At 61.5% G+C, this 16,503-nt stretch carries 17 protein-coding genes; 5 read left to right on the top strand and 12 right to left on the bottom strand.

Features of this window, described 5'->3' with window-relative positions; all coding sequences use genetic code 11:
- Positions 1-66 precede the first annotated feature (66 nt).
- On the top strand, positions 67-774 hold the full coding sequence (locus tag FQ185_RS14245; RefSeq protein WP_046032546.1) for a YebC/PmpR family DNA-binding transcriptional regulator: 708 nt from the start codon (positions 67-69) through the stop codon (positions 772-774).
- Positions 775-899: 125 nt separating this feature from the next.
- Here FQ185_RS14245 and FQ185_RS14250 read toward each other — a convergent pair whose 3' ends face one another.
- The 9 genes from FQ185_RS14250 to FQ185_RS14290 all read right to left on the bottom strand — a co-directional run bounded on the left by FQ185_RS14250 (position 900) and on the right by FQ185_RS14290 (position 10,319).
- Positions 900-2,213: a leucine-rich repeat-containing protein kinase family protein gene (locus FQ185_RS14250; protein WP_149417961.1), complete on the bottom strand. Its 1,314-nt coding sequence runs from the start codon at positions 2,211-2,213 to the stop codon at positions 900-902.
- A gap of 215 nt (positions 2,214-2,428) precedes the next feature.
- Positions 2,429-3,559 (bottom strand): cell division protein ZapE, encoded by a 1,131-nt coding sequence (gene zapE / locus FQ185_RS14255; RefSeq protein WP_149417962.1) that lies wholly within the window; start codon positions 3,557-3,559, stop codon positions 2,429-2,431.
- 216 nt (positions 3,560-3,775) lie between these two features.
- Positions 3,776-4,822 (bottom strand): ABC transporter substrate-binding protein, encoded by a 1,047-nt coding sequence (locus tag FQ185_RS14260; protein ID WP_149417963.1) that lies wholly within the window; start codon positions 4,820-4,822, stop codon positions 3,776-3,778.
- Between the two features lie 18 nt (positions 4,823-4,840).
- The gene (locus FQ185_RS14265; protein ID WP_149417964.1) at positions 4,841-5,956 is read right to left on the bottom strand and encodes an FAD-binding oxidoreductase; all 1,116 of its coding nucleotides are present in this window, start codon (positions 5,954-5,956) and stop codon (positions 4,841-4,843) included.
- Positions 5,953-7,308: an NAD(P)/FAD-dependent oxidoreductase gene (locus FQ185_RS14270; protein ID WP_149417965.1), complete on the bottom strand. Its 1,356-nt coding sequence runs from the start codon at positions 7,306-7,308 to the stop codon at positions 5,953-5,955. The genes FQ185_RS14265 and FQ185_RS14270 overlap by 4 nt, the downstream gene beginning before the upstream one ends.
- A 26-nt stretch (positions 7,309-7,334) precedes the next feature.
- Positions 7,335-7,625, bottom strand: coding sequence for a (2Fe-2S)-binding protein (locus FQ185_RS14275; protein ID WP_149417966.1), 291 nt, complete (start codon positions 7,623-7,625; stop codon positions 7,335-7,337).
- A gap of 7 nt (positions 7,626-7,632) precedes the next feature.
- A complete protein-coding gene (locus FQ185_RS14280; protein WP_149417967.1) occupies positions 7,633-8,427 on the bottom strand; it encodes an ABC transporter permease in 795 nt (264 codons plus the stop codon).
- A gap of 6 nt (positions 8,428-8,433) precedes the next feature.
- Positions 8,434-9,303 carry an ABC transporter permease gene (locus tag FQ185_RS14285; RefSeq protein ID WP_149417968.1) on the bottom strand — a complete coding sequence of 290 codons (870 nt, stop codon included), beginning with the start codon at positions 9,301-9,303 and terminating at the stop codon, positions 8,434-8,436.
- On the bottom strand, positions 9,300-10,319 hold the full coding sequence (locus FQ185_RS14290) for an ABC transporter ATP-binding protein (RefSeq protein ID WP_149417969.1): 1,020 nt from the start codon (positions 10,317-10,319) through the stop codon (positions 9,300-9,302). The genes FQ185_RS14285 and FQ185_RS14290 overlap by 4 nt, the downstream gene beginning before the upstream one ends.
- A gap of 243 nt (positions 10,320-10,562) precedes the next feature.
- On the opposite strand from FQ185_RS14290, the gene FQ185_RS14295 reads away from it, so the two are divergent.
- Positions 10,563-11,399 carry an IclR family transcriptional regulator gene (locus tag FQ185_RS14295; RefSeq protein ID WP_149417970.1) on the top strand — a complete coding sequence of 279 codons (837 nt, stop codon included), beginning with the start codon at positions 10,563-10,565 and terminating at the stop codon, positions 11,397-11,399.
- 137 nt (positions 11,400-11,536) lie between these two features.
- Here the strand turns inward: FQ185_RS14295 and FQ185_RS14300 are convergent, their stop codons facing one another.
- Both FQ185_RS14300 and FQ185_RS14305 read right to left on the bottom strand, forming a co-directional pair.
- Positions 11,537-12,289, bottom strand: coding sequence for an anti-sigma factor (locus tag FQ185_RS14300; RefSeq protein WP_149417971.1), 753 nt, complete (start codon positions 12,287-12,289; stop codon positions 11,537-11,539).
- Positions 12,286-12,792 carry an RNA polymerase sigma factor gene (locus FQ185_RS14305; RefSeq protein WP_149417972.1) on the bottom strand — a complete coding sequence of 169 codons (507 nt, stop codon included), beginning with the start codon at positions 12,790-12,792 and terminating at the stop codon, positions 12,286-12,288. The genes FQ185_RS14300 and FQ185_RS14305 overlap by 4 nt, the downstream gene beginning before the upstream one ends.
- Positions 12,793-12,950: 158 nt before the next feature.
- Here FQ185_RS14305 and FQ185_RS14310 point away from each other — a divergent pair, with 158 nt between their 5' ends.
- Both FQ185_RS14310 and FQ185_RS14315 read left to right on the top strand, forming a co-directional pair.
- Complete coding sequence (locus tag FQ185_RS14310; protein WP_149417973.1) at positions 12,951-14,036, top strand: catalase family peroxidase; 1,086 nt, start codon at positions 12,951-12,953, stop codon at positions 14,034-14,036.
- A complete protein-coding gene (locus FQ185_RS14315; protein ID WP_149417974.1) occupies positions 14,033-14,578 on the top strand; it encodes a cytochrome b in 546 nt (181 codons plus the stop codon). Before FQ185_RS14310 ends, FQ185_RS14315 begins: the two co-directional genes overlap by 4 nt.
- 157 nt (positions 14,579-14,735) lie before the next feature.
- Here FQ185_RS14315 and FQ185_RS14320 read toward each other — a convergent pair whose 3' ends face one another.
- Entirely contained in the window at positions 14,736-15,938 is a 1,203-nt protein-coding gene (locus tag FQ185_RS14320; RefSeq protein ID WP_149417975.1) for an MFS transporter, read from the bottom strand.
- Positions 15,939-16,032: 94 nt separating this feature from the next.
- On the opposite strand from FQ185_RS14320, the gene FQ185_RS14325 reads away from it, so the two are divergent.
- Positions 16,033-16,479 carry a helix-turn-helix domain-containing protein gene (locus FQ185_RS14325; RefSeq protein WP_149417976.1) on the top strand — a complete coding sequence of 149 codons (447 nt, stop codon included), beginning with the start codon at positions 16,033-16,035 and terminating at the stop codon, positions 16,477-16,479.
- Positions 16,480-16,503 lie beyond the last annotated feature (24 nt).

A 16,503-nucleotide genomic window follows, 5' to 3' on the forward strand; every position in this document is an offset into this window, starting at 1 on the left:
GCCGTATAAACTTGCGCAAAGCGTCGGCCAATAGATGTCTCGGCGCCACAGATAAGAGAGTGAGTAATGGGCGCACAGTGGAAGGTTAAACACAAAGAAGCGGCATCCAACGCCAAGGGCAAGATCTTCGGCAAACTGGTGAAAGAAATCACCATTGCTGCGCGTAACGGCGCCGATACCGCCACTAACGCACACTTGCGACTGGTGGTCGAGCAGGCCAAGAAAGCTTCGATGCCCAAGGAAACTCTGGATCGCGCGATCAAAAAAGGCGCGGGCCTGTTGGGCGAAACCGTGCAATACCATCGCGTGACGTATGAAGGGTTCGCACCGCATCAAGTGCCGCTGATCGTTGAATGCGTGACCGACAACATCAACCGCACCGTTGCGGAAATCCGTGTTGCGTTCCGCAAGGGCCAGTTGGGTGCTTCGGGTTCGGTGGCCTGGGACTTCAACCATGTGGGCATGATCGAGGCGTCCCCGGACAGCCCTGATGCCGATCCGGAAATGGCTGCAATTGAAGCCGGTGCCCAGGATTTCGAGCCCGGTGAAGAAGAGGGCACGACGCTGTTCCTGACCGAGCCTGCGGACCTGGATGCCGTGCAGAAAGCCTTGCCTGAGCAAGGTTTTACCGTGTTGTCGGCCAAATTGGGCTACCAGCCGAAGAACCCGGTCAGCGGTCTGAGCGACGAGCAGATGGCTGAAGTCGAAGCCTTCCTCGAAGGCCTCGATAACCATGATGACGTGCAGGACATGTTTGTTGGTTTGGCGGGTTAATCGGTTTCTTCAGTGACACCGCCTCGCGAGCAGGCTCGCTCCCACATTTGATCTGTGTCTTTCACAAATCCCCTGTGCGAGCGAGCCTGCTCCGGGCGGCGATCCGACGAATGACCGTGCAGCGGTCACCGGCCATTCAACTCCCCAATTATTTCGCTGAACCCCGGACGCCCCAAAACATCCGGCTGACAGCAACGCTGCTGCAACGCCTCCAGTTGCACGCGACCTTCATCGCTCAATCCCGAGTCGATCCGCTCCAGCAATTCTCCCAACAAAACCCCGAACGCTCGCACTTCGATCCGTTGCAATGCACGGCTTTCAAGGCTGTTGGAGGTGGCGTGGAAAGACGCCGCGCCGAAGTCCCCCAGCAGGCAATCACCTTGCTCATTCCACAGAATATTGTGGCCATAGAGATCGCCGTGGGTGATGCCGTGTTGGTGCAAATGCTCGGCTACCGATGCGATGCCGCTGGCGATCCGCAAGCCCACGCCAGCGCTGAACCGGGTGTCGTTGGCGTAGACGTCCCGGCTGCAGGACGCCAGGCTCGGCAGCCCGGCGAGGTTGCGGTAGCTCGGATCGATCAGTTGCATCACCAGCCCGGCCTGCGCTTGCGGATGATCGACAATCCGCCCTTCAACCCGGATCAGGTTGGGGTGAATGCCTGCGGTGATGCAGGCGTTCATTTCGTGCAGCGGTGAGCCATCGCTGGTCATTTCGCCTTTGTAGAGTTTGACCGCAACCTGTGTGGCCGGGTGGTCCGCTCGTTTCCAGACTGCCTGGTGAATCACGCCTGAGGCGCCTTCGCCCAGCTGCTGCTGCAGATGCAGTTCTGACCAGGGAATGCTCGGGGTCGCTTCAAGGGCCGCCGCATCGGCCTCGGTTTCAAGCGGGTTGCCGGCGTAGGCCAGCCAGGTCAGGCTCGGCAGGGACAGCAGCCACTCGGGCAGTTCGGTCAACTGGTTGGCGGCGATGCGGATCAGTTCGAGCCGATGGCAATCACGCAGGCTCTCGGGCAAACACCGCAAGCGGTTGCCGGAGAGCATGAGTTTTTGCAGGTGCGGGCGCTCACCCAACTCGGTCGGCAGCTCACTGAGGCAGTTGTCGGTCAGGATCAGCCAGCGCAACAACGGTGGCAGGGCGGCGCCTGGCACTCGTTCGATGCGATTGGCCTTGAAGCCGATCATTGTCAGCGCGGCGCATTGGCCCAGGCAGTCCGGCAGTTCGGTGAACAGATTGTCCGAGCAGAACAGCACCCGCAAACGGGTTAACCGGTGCAGATCGTCCGGCAAACTGCTCAAGGCGTTGCCACTGAGGTTGAGCACCTCGAGGGAGTCCGCCAGGTCGAAGATTTCTCGCGGAAACTCCGTCAGGCCGCAGGCGAGGTCCAGACGGGTGATGCCCGACAGTTGGCCGGCGCGCAGTTGTGCAAGAGTATCCATGAACAGATTCACTATTGATCGGGATGAGGGCGCGGGGGCCTGGAATGGGCGACATGATAGCGGGAAAGGAGTGGCGTCTGTCAGGCCGACTTCGCGAGCAAGCCCGCTCCCACATTAGACCGCGTCCGTGCAGATAACTCGGTCAACTGTGGGAGCGGGCTTGCTCCGGGCGGCGATCCGACGAAGAGGCCAGCCGCCACACCGAAAAATATTGATCAGACCGCTCCCTTCACTTCCACCAACTGCCCCAACCGACTACGCGTACGCGCCAGATCAATGGCATCGCCACCCAGGCTTTCGCGCAATGACCGCTGTCCGAGCAGAATCAAATGTTTGTCCTGGTCGTACAAGACGTCGATCAGATTGATGAAGCGCTGCTGGGCGGCAGTCGAACACTCGGCAATGTTGGGCAGTTCGTCGATGATCCAGTGATCGAAACGCCGGCACAGCTCCAGGTAATCCATGACCGCCGTCGGGTGTTCGCACAGATCGCCAAAGGCAAAACCGATGGTTCGTTCGTCGCAATGCCGCGCGTGAAGGTGCCGTGTCCCGACGGGCAGCGCAATGGCGAACGCGTTGTTTTCGGGCAGTTTCAGCGCCCGACGCTGCGCCGCCGTGGCTGGCCAGACGTACTGGCCTTGGGTAAACAACTGCTGAGCGTGGGTTCGCACCTGACTACGGTAGTCGTGGGGGCCGCCGACCTCCATGACCCGCATGCGTGCGTTGATCAAGTCGATCACCGGTTTGAAGCGCGCGTGGTACAGCGGGTTGGGCAGCAAGCCTTCCGGTGGGTAATTGGAGGTGACCAACAGCAGGATGTCACGGCGAAACAGCGCTTTGAACAGCCGTGTGATGAGCATCGCATCGCCGATGTCGTGGACATGAAACTCATCGAAACACAGCACCCGACAATCGCGCAGCTGTTCATCGAGAGTGGTCGCCAACGCATCGGGCTGATCGCGATGCCTGAACATCCCTTGGTGCAGTTGGGCAAAAAACTCATGAAAGTGCAGGCGCTGTTTTTCCTCGATGGGAATGGCCTGGAAAAAACCGTCGAGCAGCCAGCTCTTGCCGCGACCCACGGCGCCGTGCAAGTAAAGACCGGGAAGCGATTTCGCCGATGCGCCCAACAGCGCCGTGGCGTGCTGCGCCATGCAGTCGATGACGCGTTGTTGGCTATGGCTGAGGGTGTAACCCTGGCAATGGGCCTTGTGGCGGAAATAGTCGTGGATGACCCGACCTGTCGCGCTGTGACTGGCGGGCACAGCCGATGCCTTGCCGAACAAGCGGCGTAGCGTGGGCCAGCGTGGTGTGAGTCGCGAACGGTTGGACGGTCGAACGGCCACTGTGAGGTCACCCCGTAATTTGCACGCCGGCTCCCCCGAGCGGCGGCGATGTAGTGTAACCAAACGGGGAATTTTCATTCCAGTTGTGTCGACGAAAGCGCTTGTGGCGAGGGCGCCTGCCCTGAGGCCAATCAGTCAAGCGCGAAACCTGTGGGAGCGGGCAAGCCCGCTCCCACAGGGTTTGCAGTGTTGCCTCGATGGTGTTGTATCCGCTGGTTAGCGCTCGATACTGCGATTCCACCGTGCATTCCACGCCGGGCGCTGTTCGTTGACCTGATCCCAATCAATGGCAATGGCAGTGGTCAGGTACTGCTTCATCGCCTCGACCTGGCCGCGGGTCTTGTCGGTGGTCGGGGTGTTGGGGTTGGACGGGATCTGGTCGCCGTCTTCAAGCGCGGCAGCCTGCGCTTCCGGCGTCAGCAAGAAGGCTGCGAGTTTCTGTGCCAGTTCCGGTTGAGTGTTGTTGGCGATGGTGCATTCGGCGACGTTGAGCACCACGGCGCCTTCCTTCGGTTGCGCGTATTCAACCGGCATGCCCTTGAGTTTCAGGGCGGTGACCTGAGTCGGCGTGAGCGGGAACAGCGCGGCTTCGTCGGTCTGAAGCATCTCGGAAATCTTCGCCGAACTCGGAATGTATTCCAGCACGTTGCGCCCGATGGTGTTCGGCCACGCCTTGAACCCCGGCTCGACATCGGTTTCGCTTCCGCCCTCAATCCGGTTGAACATCAGGAAACCGTGGAGGCCGAAGGTCGATGAAGCCATCGACTGGAACACCACTTTGTCTTTGAAACGCGGGTCGGCCAGGTCCATCCACGAGGTCGGTGCGCTCCAGCCTTTCTCCTTGAACAGCCGCGTGTTGTACGCCAGCCCGGTCACCCCGAGGCTGACGGCCACGGCTTGATCCTTGATGCGCCCCTTGGCCGGAATCTGCGCCAGCGGTGCGCTGTCTTCAAGTTTGTCGCACAGCCCCATGGCGATGGCGCGGTACATGATGCCGTCGTCGAGGAACATCACGTGCATCTGCGGGTTGCCTTTGCTGGCCTGGACCTTGGCCAGGATATCGGCGGAGGTGCCCGGCACGATCACCACTTTGACGTTGTTGGCCTTCTCGAAAACCGGCAGCACCTTGTCGGCGTAGAGCCGCTCCATGGTCCCGCCGTTCATGCCCAGGTAAAGCGTCGGTTCGGCGTGGGCCTGGGTGGCGGCGAGCAAGGCGCCCAAGCAGGAGATACCGAGCAGTGCAGTGCGTTTGACGTTATTCATAAGCGCGACCTTCCTCTATCAAGCAACGGAGATGGAGTGGAACCGGGTGATGGAAAACGCATCCAGCGACGTTTTTGAGGCGCCGCTGCAGATTATTTCGGCGAGCGCCTGGCCCACCGCCGGGCCGATCTGAAAGCCCGCGCCGGCAAAGCCGAACGCGTGCAACAGACCGGGTTGAGTGCCACTGTGGCCGATCACCGGTTGGCGATCGGGCAGGTAACCTTCGGTGCCGCTCCAGGTGCGAATCGCCTGGGCGCCTTCAAGAAACGGATAAAGCTCGACGGCCTGACGCAGGATCTCGATTACCGCGTGCTGGCCCGGCCGGGCGCGGGCGCCGTCGAGCGCAAAACCCTGGCCACCGCCCAATACGCAATTACCGCGAGCGACCTGGCGTGCGTAGATGCCGCCGCCCTCGACGCCAGTGCTGGCATTCATCACCAATGGCAACGGTTCGGTGACCAGCATTGCCGGATGACCGGCATGCATGGGCACGGCTTCACCGAACTGTTCGGCCAGGCTCCCGGCCCAGGCCCCGGCGCAGTTCAGCAGCCAGGGCGCCCGTAGATCGAGGCCGGTTTGAGTGCTGACGCGAAAGCACTGACCGTCGTGTTCCACCGCCGTCACCGGGCATTGTTCATGCACCTGTGCGCCATGGCGGCGTGCTGCCTGAGCAAACGCCGGGGACACCAGTCGCGGATTGGCATGGCCGTCATCGGGGCAAAACGAGGCGCCGACGGCCACCTCGCCGACCCACGGAAAACGTTCGCGTAATTCACTGCGCTCAAGCACCTGCAAATCGAGGCCAAAACCCCGACTGCTGGCGGCATAGTCTTGCAAGGCGTGCAGATCGTTGAGGCTGCGGGCCAGTTTCAAGTGGCCGCTGCGCTGATACTCGCCGTCGATGCCGATCAGCTGCGGCAGTTGTCCCCAGATGTCGTGGGCCCGTTGCGACAGCGGCAGTTGCGAGAGTGGTCGCCCCTGGCGCCGCACGCCGCCGTAGTTCACGCCGCTGGAATGCGAGCCACAGAAGTCCCGCTCCAGCAGTGCCACGCGACGCCCGGCCTTGCTCAGAAACAGCGCGGCGGAGGCACCGACAATTCCCCCGCCAATGATGACGGCATCGACTTCGATCATGACTCGACCTCCAGACCAAACGGCAGCGGTTTGATGGGGGCCTGAGCCCTGAGCCTGCCGATTTCGGACACGCAGCGCTGACTTTCGCAGGCAATGATCTCTGCGGCGGCAGCGCCACACATCCGTCCCTGACAGCGACCCATGCCAACCCGGCAATGCGCCTTGACCCGGTTGATCTCCCAATGGCCCTCGCGCACGACTTGGCGGATGTCGCCGGCACGCACTTCTTCGCAGCGGCAGATCATCAAGTCATTCGGGGCATCGGCGGCCCAGTGCTCGGGAAAGACGAAAGCCCGTTCCAGACCTTGGCGGAAGGTATCGATTCGTCCCAGCGCCTGCTCCAGTTGCGCACCACGTTGCGGCGGGATCAGGTAACCGATGTCTTCGAGCAACGCCAGAGCCGCGCGTTCGCCGGCCATTTCGGCCGCGTCGGCGCCCATGATGCCGGCGCCGTCGCCGGCCAGATAAACCTCGGCGACACTGCTACGACCGGCGCTGTCACGTTGCGGCAGCCAGGCGCGGTTGAGTGTGTTCCAGGCGAATTCACAGCCGAGCAGGTCGGCGAGTTGGGTTTCACTGCGCAGGCCGTGGGCGAAGGCGACGGCGTCGCAATCGAGTTGCTGCTCACCCTTTGAGTTGGACCAGTTCAGCGACTGCACACGTTGTTCGCCATTGATGCGCTTCAGGATTGCACCCTGATGCACCGGGATGCCGTGGGCGGTCAGCCAACTGCGGTAATAGATGCCTTTGGCCAGGGTGGCCGGTTGCGAGAGCAGGCCGGGCAGGGCGCGGGCCTGAGCGCTGAAGGGCGAGCTGTCGAGCACCGCGACCACTTTCGCACCGGCCTTGGCGTATTGGTAAGCCACCAGATACAGCAACGGCCCGCTGCCGGCGAACACCACGCGGTCACCGATGGCGCAGCCTTGAAACTTGAGGGCAATCTGCGCTGCGCCGAGGCTGTAAACCCCCGGAAGGGTCCAGCCTGGCACCGGCAGAATCCGGTCGGTGGCGCCCGTGGCGACGATCACGCGGGAGAACGCCAGCCGCGCGGCGCGACCTTCATGCAAGGTGTCGAGCGCACCGTCCTCGGCGTTCCATACCAATGTCTCGGGACGGTAATCGAGTTGCTCGCGCAGCGCGTCGATCGTGCGATGCAGCGCGTTGGCCTTGCCGGCTTCGAAGCCATACAGCTTGACCGGCGAGCGCTTGAAGTTCGCCGGTTGGCGACGATAAATCTGCCCGCCACCGCGAGCTGCTTCGTCCAGCAGGACCGGGCGAACGCCATGGGCGACCAGGGTTTGCGCGGCACGAATACCGGCCGGACCGGCACCGATGATGACCACCGAATTCATACGCTTTCTGCTGGTATGAAAGGTGTTCATAGGGAGCGTCCCGGTTCGCGGCTGATCTGCTGCCCGTCTTCGAGCAACGTCGAGCAGGCGCGCACGCGTCGGCCATCGCCCAGTCGAACCCAGCAGTCCTGACACGCACCCATCATGCAAAAACCGGCGCGGGGTTCGGCGCTGAAGTCGCTGCCGCGCAAGTGTTCGCTGCAGGTCAGCACCGCCGTCAGCAAGGTGTCGCCGAGCAGACCGGTGGCCGGTTTGCCGTCGAGGGTAAAGTCCAGGGCCGTGCGGTCGCCTTCGGCCAGTCGTTTCAGCAGAGCCATGGCGCCCTCATTGTTTGCCCACCAGAACCCGATCCAGGCCGTAAACCCGGTCGAGCAAAATCATCGTCAGCGCGGTCAGCCCAATCACCAGTGCCGATACCGCCGCCATCATCGGATCGATGGATTCGGTGGCGTACACGTACATGCGCACCGGCAAGGTTTGCGTGGCCGGCGAGGTGACGAAGATCGACAACGTGACCTCGTCAAAACTGTTGATGAACGCCAGCAGCCATCCACCGGCAACCCCCGGCAGAATCATTGGCAACGTGATTTCCCGGAACAGCGTGAAGCGCCCGGCACCGAGCGATTGCGCTGCATGTTCGGCACTGCGATCAAGGCCGATGGCCGATGCCAACACCAGCCGCAGCACATACGGCGTGATCACCAGCACGTGAGCGAAGATCAGCCAGGTGAAGCTGCCATTGACCCCCATCAGCGCAAACAAGCGCAGCAACGCAACACCCAGCACCAAGTGCGGAATGATGATCGGCGACAGGAACAGACCGTTGAGAAAGTCGCGTCCGGGGAACTCGAAGCGGGTGATCGCCAGCGCCGCCGGCACCGCAATCAGCGTCGCCAGACTGGCGGCGCAGAACGCCAGGATCAGGCTGTTGTAAAACGCATCGACAAAATCGGCGCGCTCGAACACCGCGCGGAACCAGCGCAGGGAAAACTCCGTGGTCGGCAAGCTCAGGGTGTTTTCCGGGGTGAAGGCCACGAGGCAGACCACCACCAGCGGCGCCAGCATGAACAGCACCACCAGGGTATGGAGCAGCAGGGCGAAAGGACCGTTCTTGGACATGTCGAGTTATCCCAATGACTTCTTGTAGCGGCCTTCGATCATCCGGTTCCACGACAGCATGATCAGCAGGTTGAGCAACAGCAGGGCCACGGCGATGGCCGCGCCCATCGGCCAGTTGAGCTCCGACAGGTACTGGTCGTAGATCAGCGTGGCGACCATTTTTATCCGACGTCCGCCGAGCAGGCCGGGGATCGCGAAGGAGCTGGCCGCTAGGCCGAACACGATCAAGGTGCCGGAGAGCACGCCGGGCATGATTTGCGGTAGCACCACTTTGCGCATCACCGTGAGATGGCTCGCACCCAGTGAAAGCGCGGCTTGTTCAGCGGCGGGGTCGAGTTTTTGCAACGAAGTCCAGACCGGAATAATCATGAACGGCAGCATCACGTGCACCAGCGCAATCACCACCGCGAACGGCGTGTAGAGCAACTTTATCGGCGAGCCGCCGAACGCTTGCAGGGTCTGGTTGACCAGGCCCTCGGCACCCAGCAACAGGCTCCAGCCGAAGGCGCGCACCACCACCGAAATCAGCAACGGTGTGAGGATCAGAATCAGGAAAATCGAACGCCACGGCGCGCCCATGCGGCTGAGGATGTAGGCCTCGGGCACGCCGATCACCACACAAAGGAGGGTGGTTAGCGCGCTGATCCACATCGTGCGCAGAAAGATTTCGTAGAAGTACGGGTCGCCCAGCAGGCTGCTGTAGTGATCGAGGGTGTAGGCGTCGCCGTTGATCCCCGAGCTGTAGTCGAAGACGTTGAACGACAGCACCAGCGTCAGGCCCAGCGGGATGACCAGCAAGCCGAGGTACAAGGCCAGGGCCGGTGCCGACAGCCAATAACCCTGGCGGCCCTGACGGATGGAGACGAGCGTACTCATGCCGACACCTCGTCGACACTCAGCACCCGCAACAGCGCCGCGTCCCAGTCCAGGCCAACAGCGGTGCCTTCAGTCATCGGCGCCGAGCCATCGTTGCGGCGCACCACGCTGAGTTCGCCCAGGGTCGTCGATATGCCATACAGCCACTGGCTGCCGAGAAAGAAGCGGCTGACGATTTTGCCTTGCAGGCGGCCCTGACCTTTCTCCCGCAGATCGATTTTTTCCGGGCGCAGACTGAGGGTCAGTTCACCGCCGCTGCTTACCTGGACAACACCGGCGTTGTCATGCTCGCCGGGCAACAGATTGGCCTTGCCGACGAACCCGGAAATGAACTCGGTGCGCGGGTGTTCGTAGAGGGTGTAAGGGGCGTCGATCTGAGTGATGCGCCCGGCCTGCATCACCACCACGCGGTCGCTGATGGACAGCGCTTCGGACTGGTCGTGGGTAACCATCAGCGTGGTGATTCCGACTTCGCGCTGGATGCGGCGGATTTCGAACTGCATCTCTTCGCGCAGGTTGGCGTCGAGGTTGGACAGCGGTTCGTCGAGCAGCAGCACTGGCGGCTCGATCACCAGCGCCCTGGCCAGCGCGACACGCTGGCGCTGACCGCCGGACAATTCCCGTGGATACCGCTCGGCATGCTGGTTCAGCCGCACCAGTTTCAGCACCCGGTCCACCCGTTGCTGCAACTCGCCGCTGGCCACTTTGCGCATGCGCAGGCCGAAAGCGACGTTGTCTTTGACGGTCATGTGCGGGAACAGCGCGTAACTCTGGAACACCACGCCCAGACCACGGCTGGCGGGTTTGGCGTGGGTGATGTCGCGGCCGTCCAGCACAATGCGTCCGCTGCTGACTTCGACGAAGCCGGCGATCATTTGCAGGGTGGTGGTTTTGCCGCAGCCGGAGGGGCCGAGCAAGGAGACGAATTCACCTTTTTCGACCGAGAGGTTGGTGGCAACGACCGCGTCGATCTCGCCGTAACGTTTGCCAAGTCCTTCAAGTTGCACAAAAGCCATAACTGCGCTCCACCTGAGATTGTTATGCGCGGCCTGAGGTCGCGCTTTTTTGTATGGGCAGATACGAAAGATGTTGCGGGGTGCGTTGGCGCTCGACTTGAGTCGGCTGCCGCTGTTGTTCGAATCGCCCCTGTATGGACGCAGAGTAGGACGAAGAATAGGATGGGCTCAATGGCCTATTTCACTGAAGCGATGACTATTTTAAGTTTCATTCGGTGAGTAAATTAATTTTCGAGAAACAACATGTCTGATTCCATTGAGCGGAATAAAAATAAAAATGAGGTCGGTGTGGGTGCCGTCTCAAGGCTGTTTGCGGTGTTGCGCAGTCTGGGGGACACCGTCGAGGGCGGGGAGCGCGTGACGCAACTGGCCCAGCGCATCGGATTGTCGCAACCGACAACGCACCGGTTGCTGCGCAGCTTGATGGACGAGGGCATGGTCGAGCAGGACGCGCGCAGCAAACGCTATCGCCTGAGCCTGGAGTTTTTTGCCTTGGCGGCTCGCGCCGGGAACACCGGAAACCTGCGCGAACTAGTGCGGCCGTCATTGCTGCGGTTGTCGGCGTCGTTGGGGGATTCGTTGTTTTTGCTGGCGCGCAGTGGCTTTGATGCGATTTGCCTGGACCGCAGTGAAGGCCCGTTTCCGATCCGCACCTTTACCGGTGACATCGGTGGGCGGGTGGCGCTTGGGGTGGGGCAGGGCAGCCTGGCGATTCTGGCGTTTCTGCCCGAAGAGGAGCGCGATACGGTGATTCACTACAACCTGCCGCGATTGAAGGATTTCCACCTGTATGACGAGGTGTTCCTGCGTTCGGAAGTCGAGAATGTGCGCAAGCTTGGTTTCGCCGGACGCAACACCGGTGTGCTGCAGGGAATGGCCGGGGTGGCCGTGCCGATTCTGGACCGTGAAGGGCGGGCCGTGGCGGCGTTGAGTGTGGCGACCGTGAGTGATCGGCTGGGGCCGGATCGCCTGCCGACGGTGGTGGAAATGCTCAAGCGCGAAGCCGCGTTGATCGGGCCGCGGATCAATCCGTTTGATCCGCTGCTGCGCAGGCCTTCGCAAGTCTTCGGGCAAGGCTGAGCACAATCCACAAATGTTCGCCGAGCCCCCTGTGGGAGCGAGCCTGCTCGCGAAGACGCCGGTACATCCAACATTGATGTCGGCTGACCCACCGCTTTCGCGAGCAGGCTCGCTCCCACAGGGGATTGGCGGTGTGATCAGAACTGCACGGTTTGCTTGAGCATCTGCGCCGCCGGCGTATCGCTCGGGCTGACCATCGCGTAGTTGTAGCCGCCCCCCGACCAGTACTCAGCCTGCAACTCGCCATCGCTGCGACTGCCCCTGGGCAACAGGAAGTTTTTCGGCCCTGGAGGACGGACGTAGAAGCTGACCTTATGCCCGTTCTGATCCTCGTAGACCACCATCGCCGCCGGCCCCTGTTCGGTACTGAGCAAGCGCCCGCTGACCGGTTTGAAACCTGCACCCGAAAGATCAGGCAGGCGATTGGCTTGGGTGAAATAACGGTCGAGCCAACCCTGCATGCCACCGTCATCGCTGACCTTGTAATCGGCCGGCAGGATGCCTTGCTGGGCAATCAGGCGATAGGCCTGCAAGGCATCGGTCATCGGCAGTGGGGCACTGACGAGCGTCATCTCCCGCGCCTGCCAACCGCTGAATCCGCCGACGCTGACGGCGATCAGCAACACGGCGGCGCTGGCCAGGTGGCGGCGAGATTGTCGTTTGAGGCGTTGGCGAATCAGCGCCGGGTCGAGGTCGGGGTTGGCTGACTGCTGCAGGGCACCGCTCAGCGCCGCGCGCAGTTGCTGGGCGTCCTGTTGCCAGGCGCGCACTTGTGCAGAAACTTCAGCGTTACTTGCCAGAAAAGTCTCCACCAGACGTCGGTCGGCATCGCTGAGTTGATGGTCGACGTAGGCGTGCAGGTCACGCTCGCTTGGGGGCATGCTGATCATTTGAGTCTCCGCAGAGAAGGGCCGGTGATTTCGCCATCGCTCAGTTGGCGCAAGGCCTGGCGGGCGCGGGACAGGCGAGACATCACGGTGCCGGTGGGCACGTCGAGAATTTCTGCGACCTCTTTGTAACTCAAGCCTTCCACCGACACCCAGAGCAGCAGTGCACGTTGTTCGGTGGTGAGCTGATCGAAGGCTTTGAGGGTCGATTGGGCAATCACGGTGCGCTCCACCGACGGCTGTGTGTCGTCACGCCCGGTAAAGAACTCGAGCATCCGCGCATAACGCCGGGAACGCCGATGAGCATCGAGGAACTGCCGATACAAAATCGAAAACAGCCAGGCGCGCAAGTCACCCTCGGGGCGTTTGTCACCCCAACTCGACAGCGCACGCTCAAGGCTGGCCTGCACCAGATCGTCAGCGCTGCTGGGATTGCGCGTCAGCGAAACGGCGAAACGTCGCAATCTGGGAATGATTTCTCTCAGTTGTTCGTCGATATCGTTCATGAAGTTCCGACTAGTCACTACGCTGTGGACTAGGAAGACGCCCGGTATTCGAGGTTATTCCACGCCCGGAAAAATAAACACCGCACGATGGAATAAACCCTCGTGAGGTACGTCTGCTTGATTCTTCTCACTTGTGGCCGATGGCCCTGGAGTCATTCATGGTAGATCGCTCATCACCGCCAACCCGGCCACCGCTGAATACCGCGGGCCTGACCTTGCGCCTGGCCGGCATTGCCGCAGTGGTCGCAGCCCTCGCCGGGGCTTTTGCCTACGTCAATGGCACACTCGACCCACAGCGTCTGACGCCGAAAAAGCTGATCAATGTGCTGGAGACCAACAACGGCGTGCACCCGGGTTTCCGTCGTAATCACTCCAAAGGTGTCTGCGTGATCGGGCATTTCGAGAGCAGCGGCGAGGCTCGGAGCTATTCCACCGCTCAGGTATTCAACGAGGCGCGGACCCCGGTAGTCGGACGTTTCGCACTGCCTGCGGGCAATCCTTACGCGCCCGACAGCAGCGTACCGATTCGCAGCCTGGCGCTGCGTTTCACCCAGGCCAACGGTCAGCAATGGCGCACCGGGATGAATAGCATGCCGGTGTTCCCGGTGGGCACGCCTGAAGCGTTCTATCAATTGCAACAAGCCCAGTCACCGGATCCGGCCACCGGCAAACCGAACCCTGCGGCCGTTCCTGCATTCTTCGGTTCCCATCCGGAAGCCGCGCCTTTTCTGGCCTGGGTCAAAACAGCCAAACCGTCGGCCAGTTACGTGACGGAGACCTACAACAGCGTCAATGCGTTTTACCTGGTGAACGCGGCCGGTCAACGGCAGGCGGTGCGCTGGAGCATGGTGCCGGTGGCGCAGGACGCGGCAGGTGCGACGGCGCCTGAGGGCGGCGATTTCCTGGAGAAGGACTTGGTTCAGCGAATTTCTGCGGGGCCGTTGCGTTGGCAGTTGAACATCACTCTGGCCAACCCCGGTGATCAGGTCAACGACGCCAGCAAGGCCTGGCCCGACGGCCGCAAGGTGCTGAATGCCGGCACCCTGGTGCTCGAAAGCACTCAGCCACAACTCAATGGCGAATGCCGTGACATCAACTACGACCCGCTGGTATTGCCCGCTGGTATAGAAGGTTCCGACGATCCGCTGCTCGCCGCTCGTTCAGCCGGTTACGCCAAATCCTACTTGCGTCGCACCAGCGAAGTCAGCCAGTTGCCTGCCGCTAAACAGGAGGCTCAACAATGAGCACTCAACCGAGTCATTTCGCACCTCTGGCGCGGCTGCTGCACTGGCTGATGGCGCTGATGATCATTGCGATGCTGTTTATCGGCGCGGGCATGGCCGCCTCGGTGTCCGAGCGCCATGAGTGGCTGATCCATCTGCACAAACCCTTGGGCGTTGCCATTCTGCTGCTGGTGATCGTGCGCCTGGGTGTGCGGTTTTCTACCCGGCAACCACCCCTGCCGGCGGACCTGCCGGGTTGGCAAGCGCTGGCGGCCAAGGCGTCGCATGTCCTGCTGTACGCGCTGATGCTGATTTTGCCGCTGCTGGGCTGGGCGATGATTTCGGCGGCGGGCGACCCGGTGATGCTCAGCAGCTCGTTGCAGTTGCCGTCGATTTTGTCGGCCAATGCGCAGATGTTTGCGTTCCTGCGCAAGGCTCACGGGTATTTGGCGTATCTGCTTTTCCTGACCGTACTGCTGCATTTAGCTGCGGCGTTGTTTCACGGCTGGGTGCGTCGCGATGGGGTGTTGCAGAGCATGCTGTTTGGTAAGGATCGAGGTTGATCCCCTGTTGCCAGCAGTGCGTTCGCGTGTAGCAGCTGTCGAGTCTGCGAGGCTGCAAAGCAGTCGCAAATTCCAACACCGCGGTCATTCAGATACACCGCGGTCAATGGATCGACGACTGCTGCGCAGTCGAACGCAGGCTCCGCCAGCTGCTAGGTCAGTGTGAAACGGCTTCCAACGGTTGGGCCTTGGTGGCCAGCGTTCTCCACCAATAAATAAATGCCACGGCGTTGATGCCTGCACCCAGCAGGCATACGCCGAGCCACCCGGCCCACGCGTACATCGCCGTCGAACCGATCGACCCCAAGGCGCTGCCAATCGAATAGAACAGCATGTAGCCGGCGGTGAGTCGGCTTTGGGCTTCGGGGCGCACGCTGTAGATCATGCTCTGGCTGGTGACGTGCACGGCCTGCAAACCCAGATCCAAAGTAATCACGCCAAGCAGCAATGCCCACAATGAGGACTGGGTGAGGGCGATCGGCAGCCAGGAAACCAGCATCAACAAGAGCGACAAACCACTGGACCATTGCCCCAGGCCACGATCAGCCAGATGCCCGGCGCGAGCGGCGGCCAATGCGCCGGCGGCACCTGCCAGTCCGAATAATCCGATTTGTGTGTGGGACAACGACAGCGGCGGGGCGCTCAGCGGCAGCACCAGGGGCGTCCACAACACCATGGCGCTGGCGAAGGTCAGCAGCGCGAGCACCGCCCGCTGGCGCAGCACCGGCTCTTCCTTGAACAGCGTGAATACCGAGCCCAGTAAGGCGCCGTAGGAACTGGCGGGTTGCGCAGCTTCATGTTTGGGTAACACACGAAATAGCAGCAGCGCCATCACCAGCGTCAAACCAGCTGACAACAGATAAATCGAGCGCCAACCGGCGAGGTCAGCCATGCCGCCGGCCACTGTCCGGGCGAGCAGAATGCCGACGACGATGCCGCTGGTGACCACACCGACCACACGACCTCGTTGCGCCGGGATGGCCAATGTCGCGGCGTAGGCCACCAGCACCTGAGTCACGACCGCCAGCAGCCCGGTCAACGTCATCCCGATTAACAGCCAAGTGCTGTTCGAGGCCAACGCGATCATCAACAAGGCCAGCGCTGACAGCAGGGTTTGCGTGACGATCAAACGTCGACGGTTCAGCAGATCGCCGAGCGGCACCAGCAGCAATAACCCGACGCCATAACCGACCTGAGTGAGCGTGACGACAATGCCGATGGTTGCCGGATTCATGGCGAATGCTTCGGCCATGGCATCGAGTAAGGGCTGTGCGTAATACACGTTGCCGACGGCCAGTCCACAGGCGACAGCAAACAGCAGCACGACGCCGGTGCTGAGAATTGGATGATTGGGCTTCATGCCGGGCTCCTAATGTGGTTTCTAAATAAAACCAGTTGTACGGTAAGGAGTCTGGTTTTATATTGCAACCACATTTGTTTTCGAGGGCACATTCGTGGCCAAACGTACAAGCATGGAAGACGCCGAATGCCCGGTTGCCCGTTCCCTGGATGCCATTGGTGATTGGTGGTCGTTGCTGATCGTGCGCGATGCGTTTGATGGCATTCGCCGTTTCGGCGAGTTCCAACGCAATTTGGGCATGGCGAAGAACATTCTCTCGGCACGCCTGCGTACGCTGGTGGCCCACGGGATTTTCGACTTGGTACCGGCCTCGGATGGCAGCGCTTATCAGGAATACGTGCTGACCGAGAAAGGCAAAGGCCTGTTCCCGTTGATCATCGGACTGCGCCAATGGGGTGAGGCGTTTTTCTATGGGGCAGGGGAGGCGCACTCGCGGGTTGTTGACCGAGAGAACGGCCGACCGGTGCAAACGCTGGAACTACGTGCCGAGGATGGGCGCTTGCTGGGACCTGAGGATTGCATGCGGATTGCTGCCGAGTGAGGCATGGCTGCATGCCGGGCATGC

This window comes from Pseudomonas sp. ANT_H12B (assembly GCF_008369325.1).
In the GTDB taxonomy this organism is placed as follows: Bacteria; Pseudomonadota; Gammaproteobacteria; order Pseudomonadales; family Pseudomonadaceae; genus Aquipseudomonas.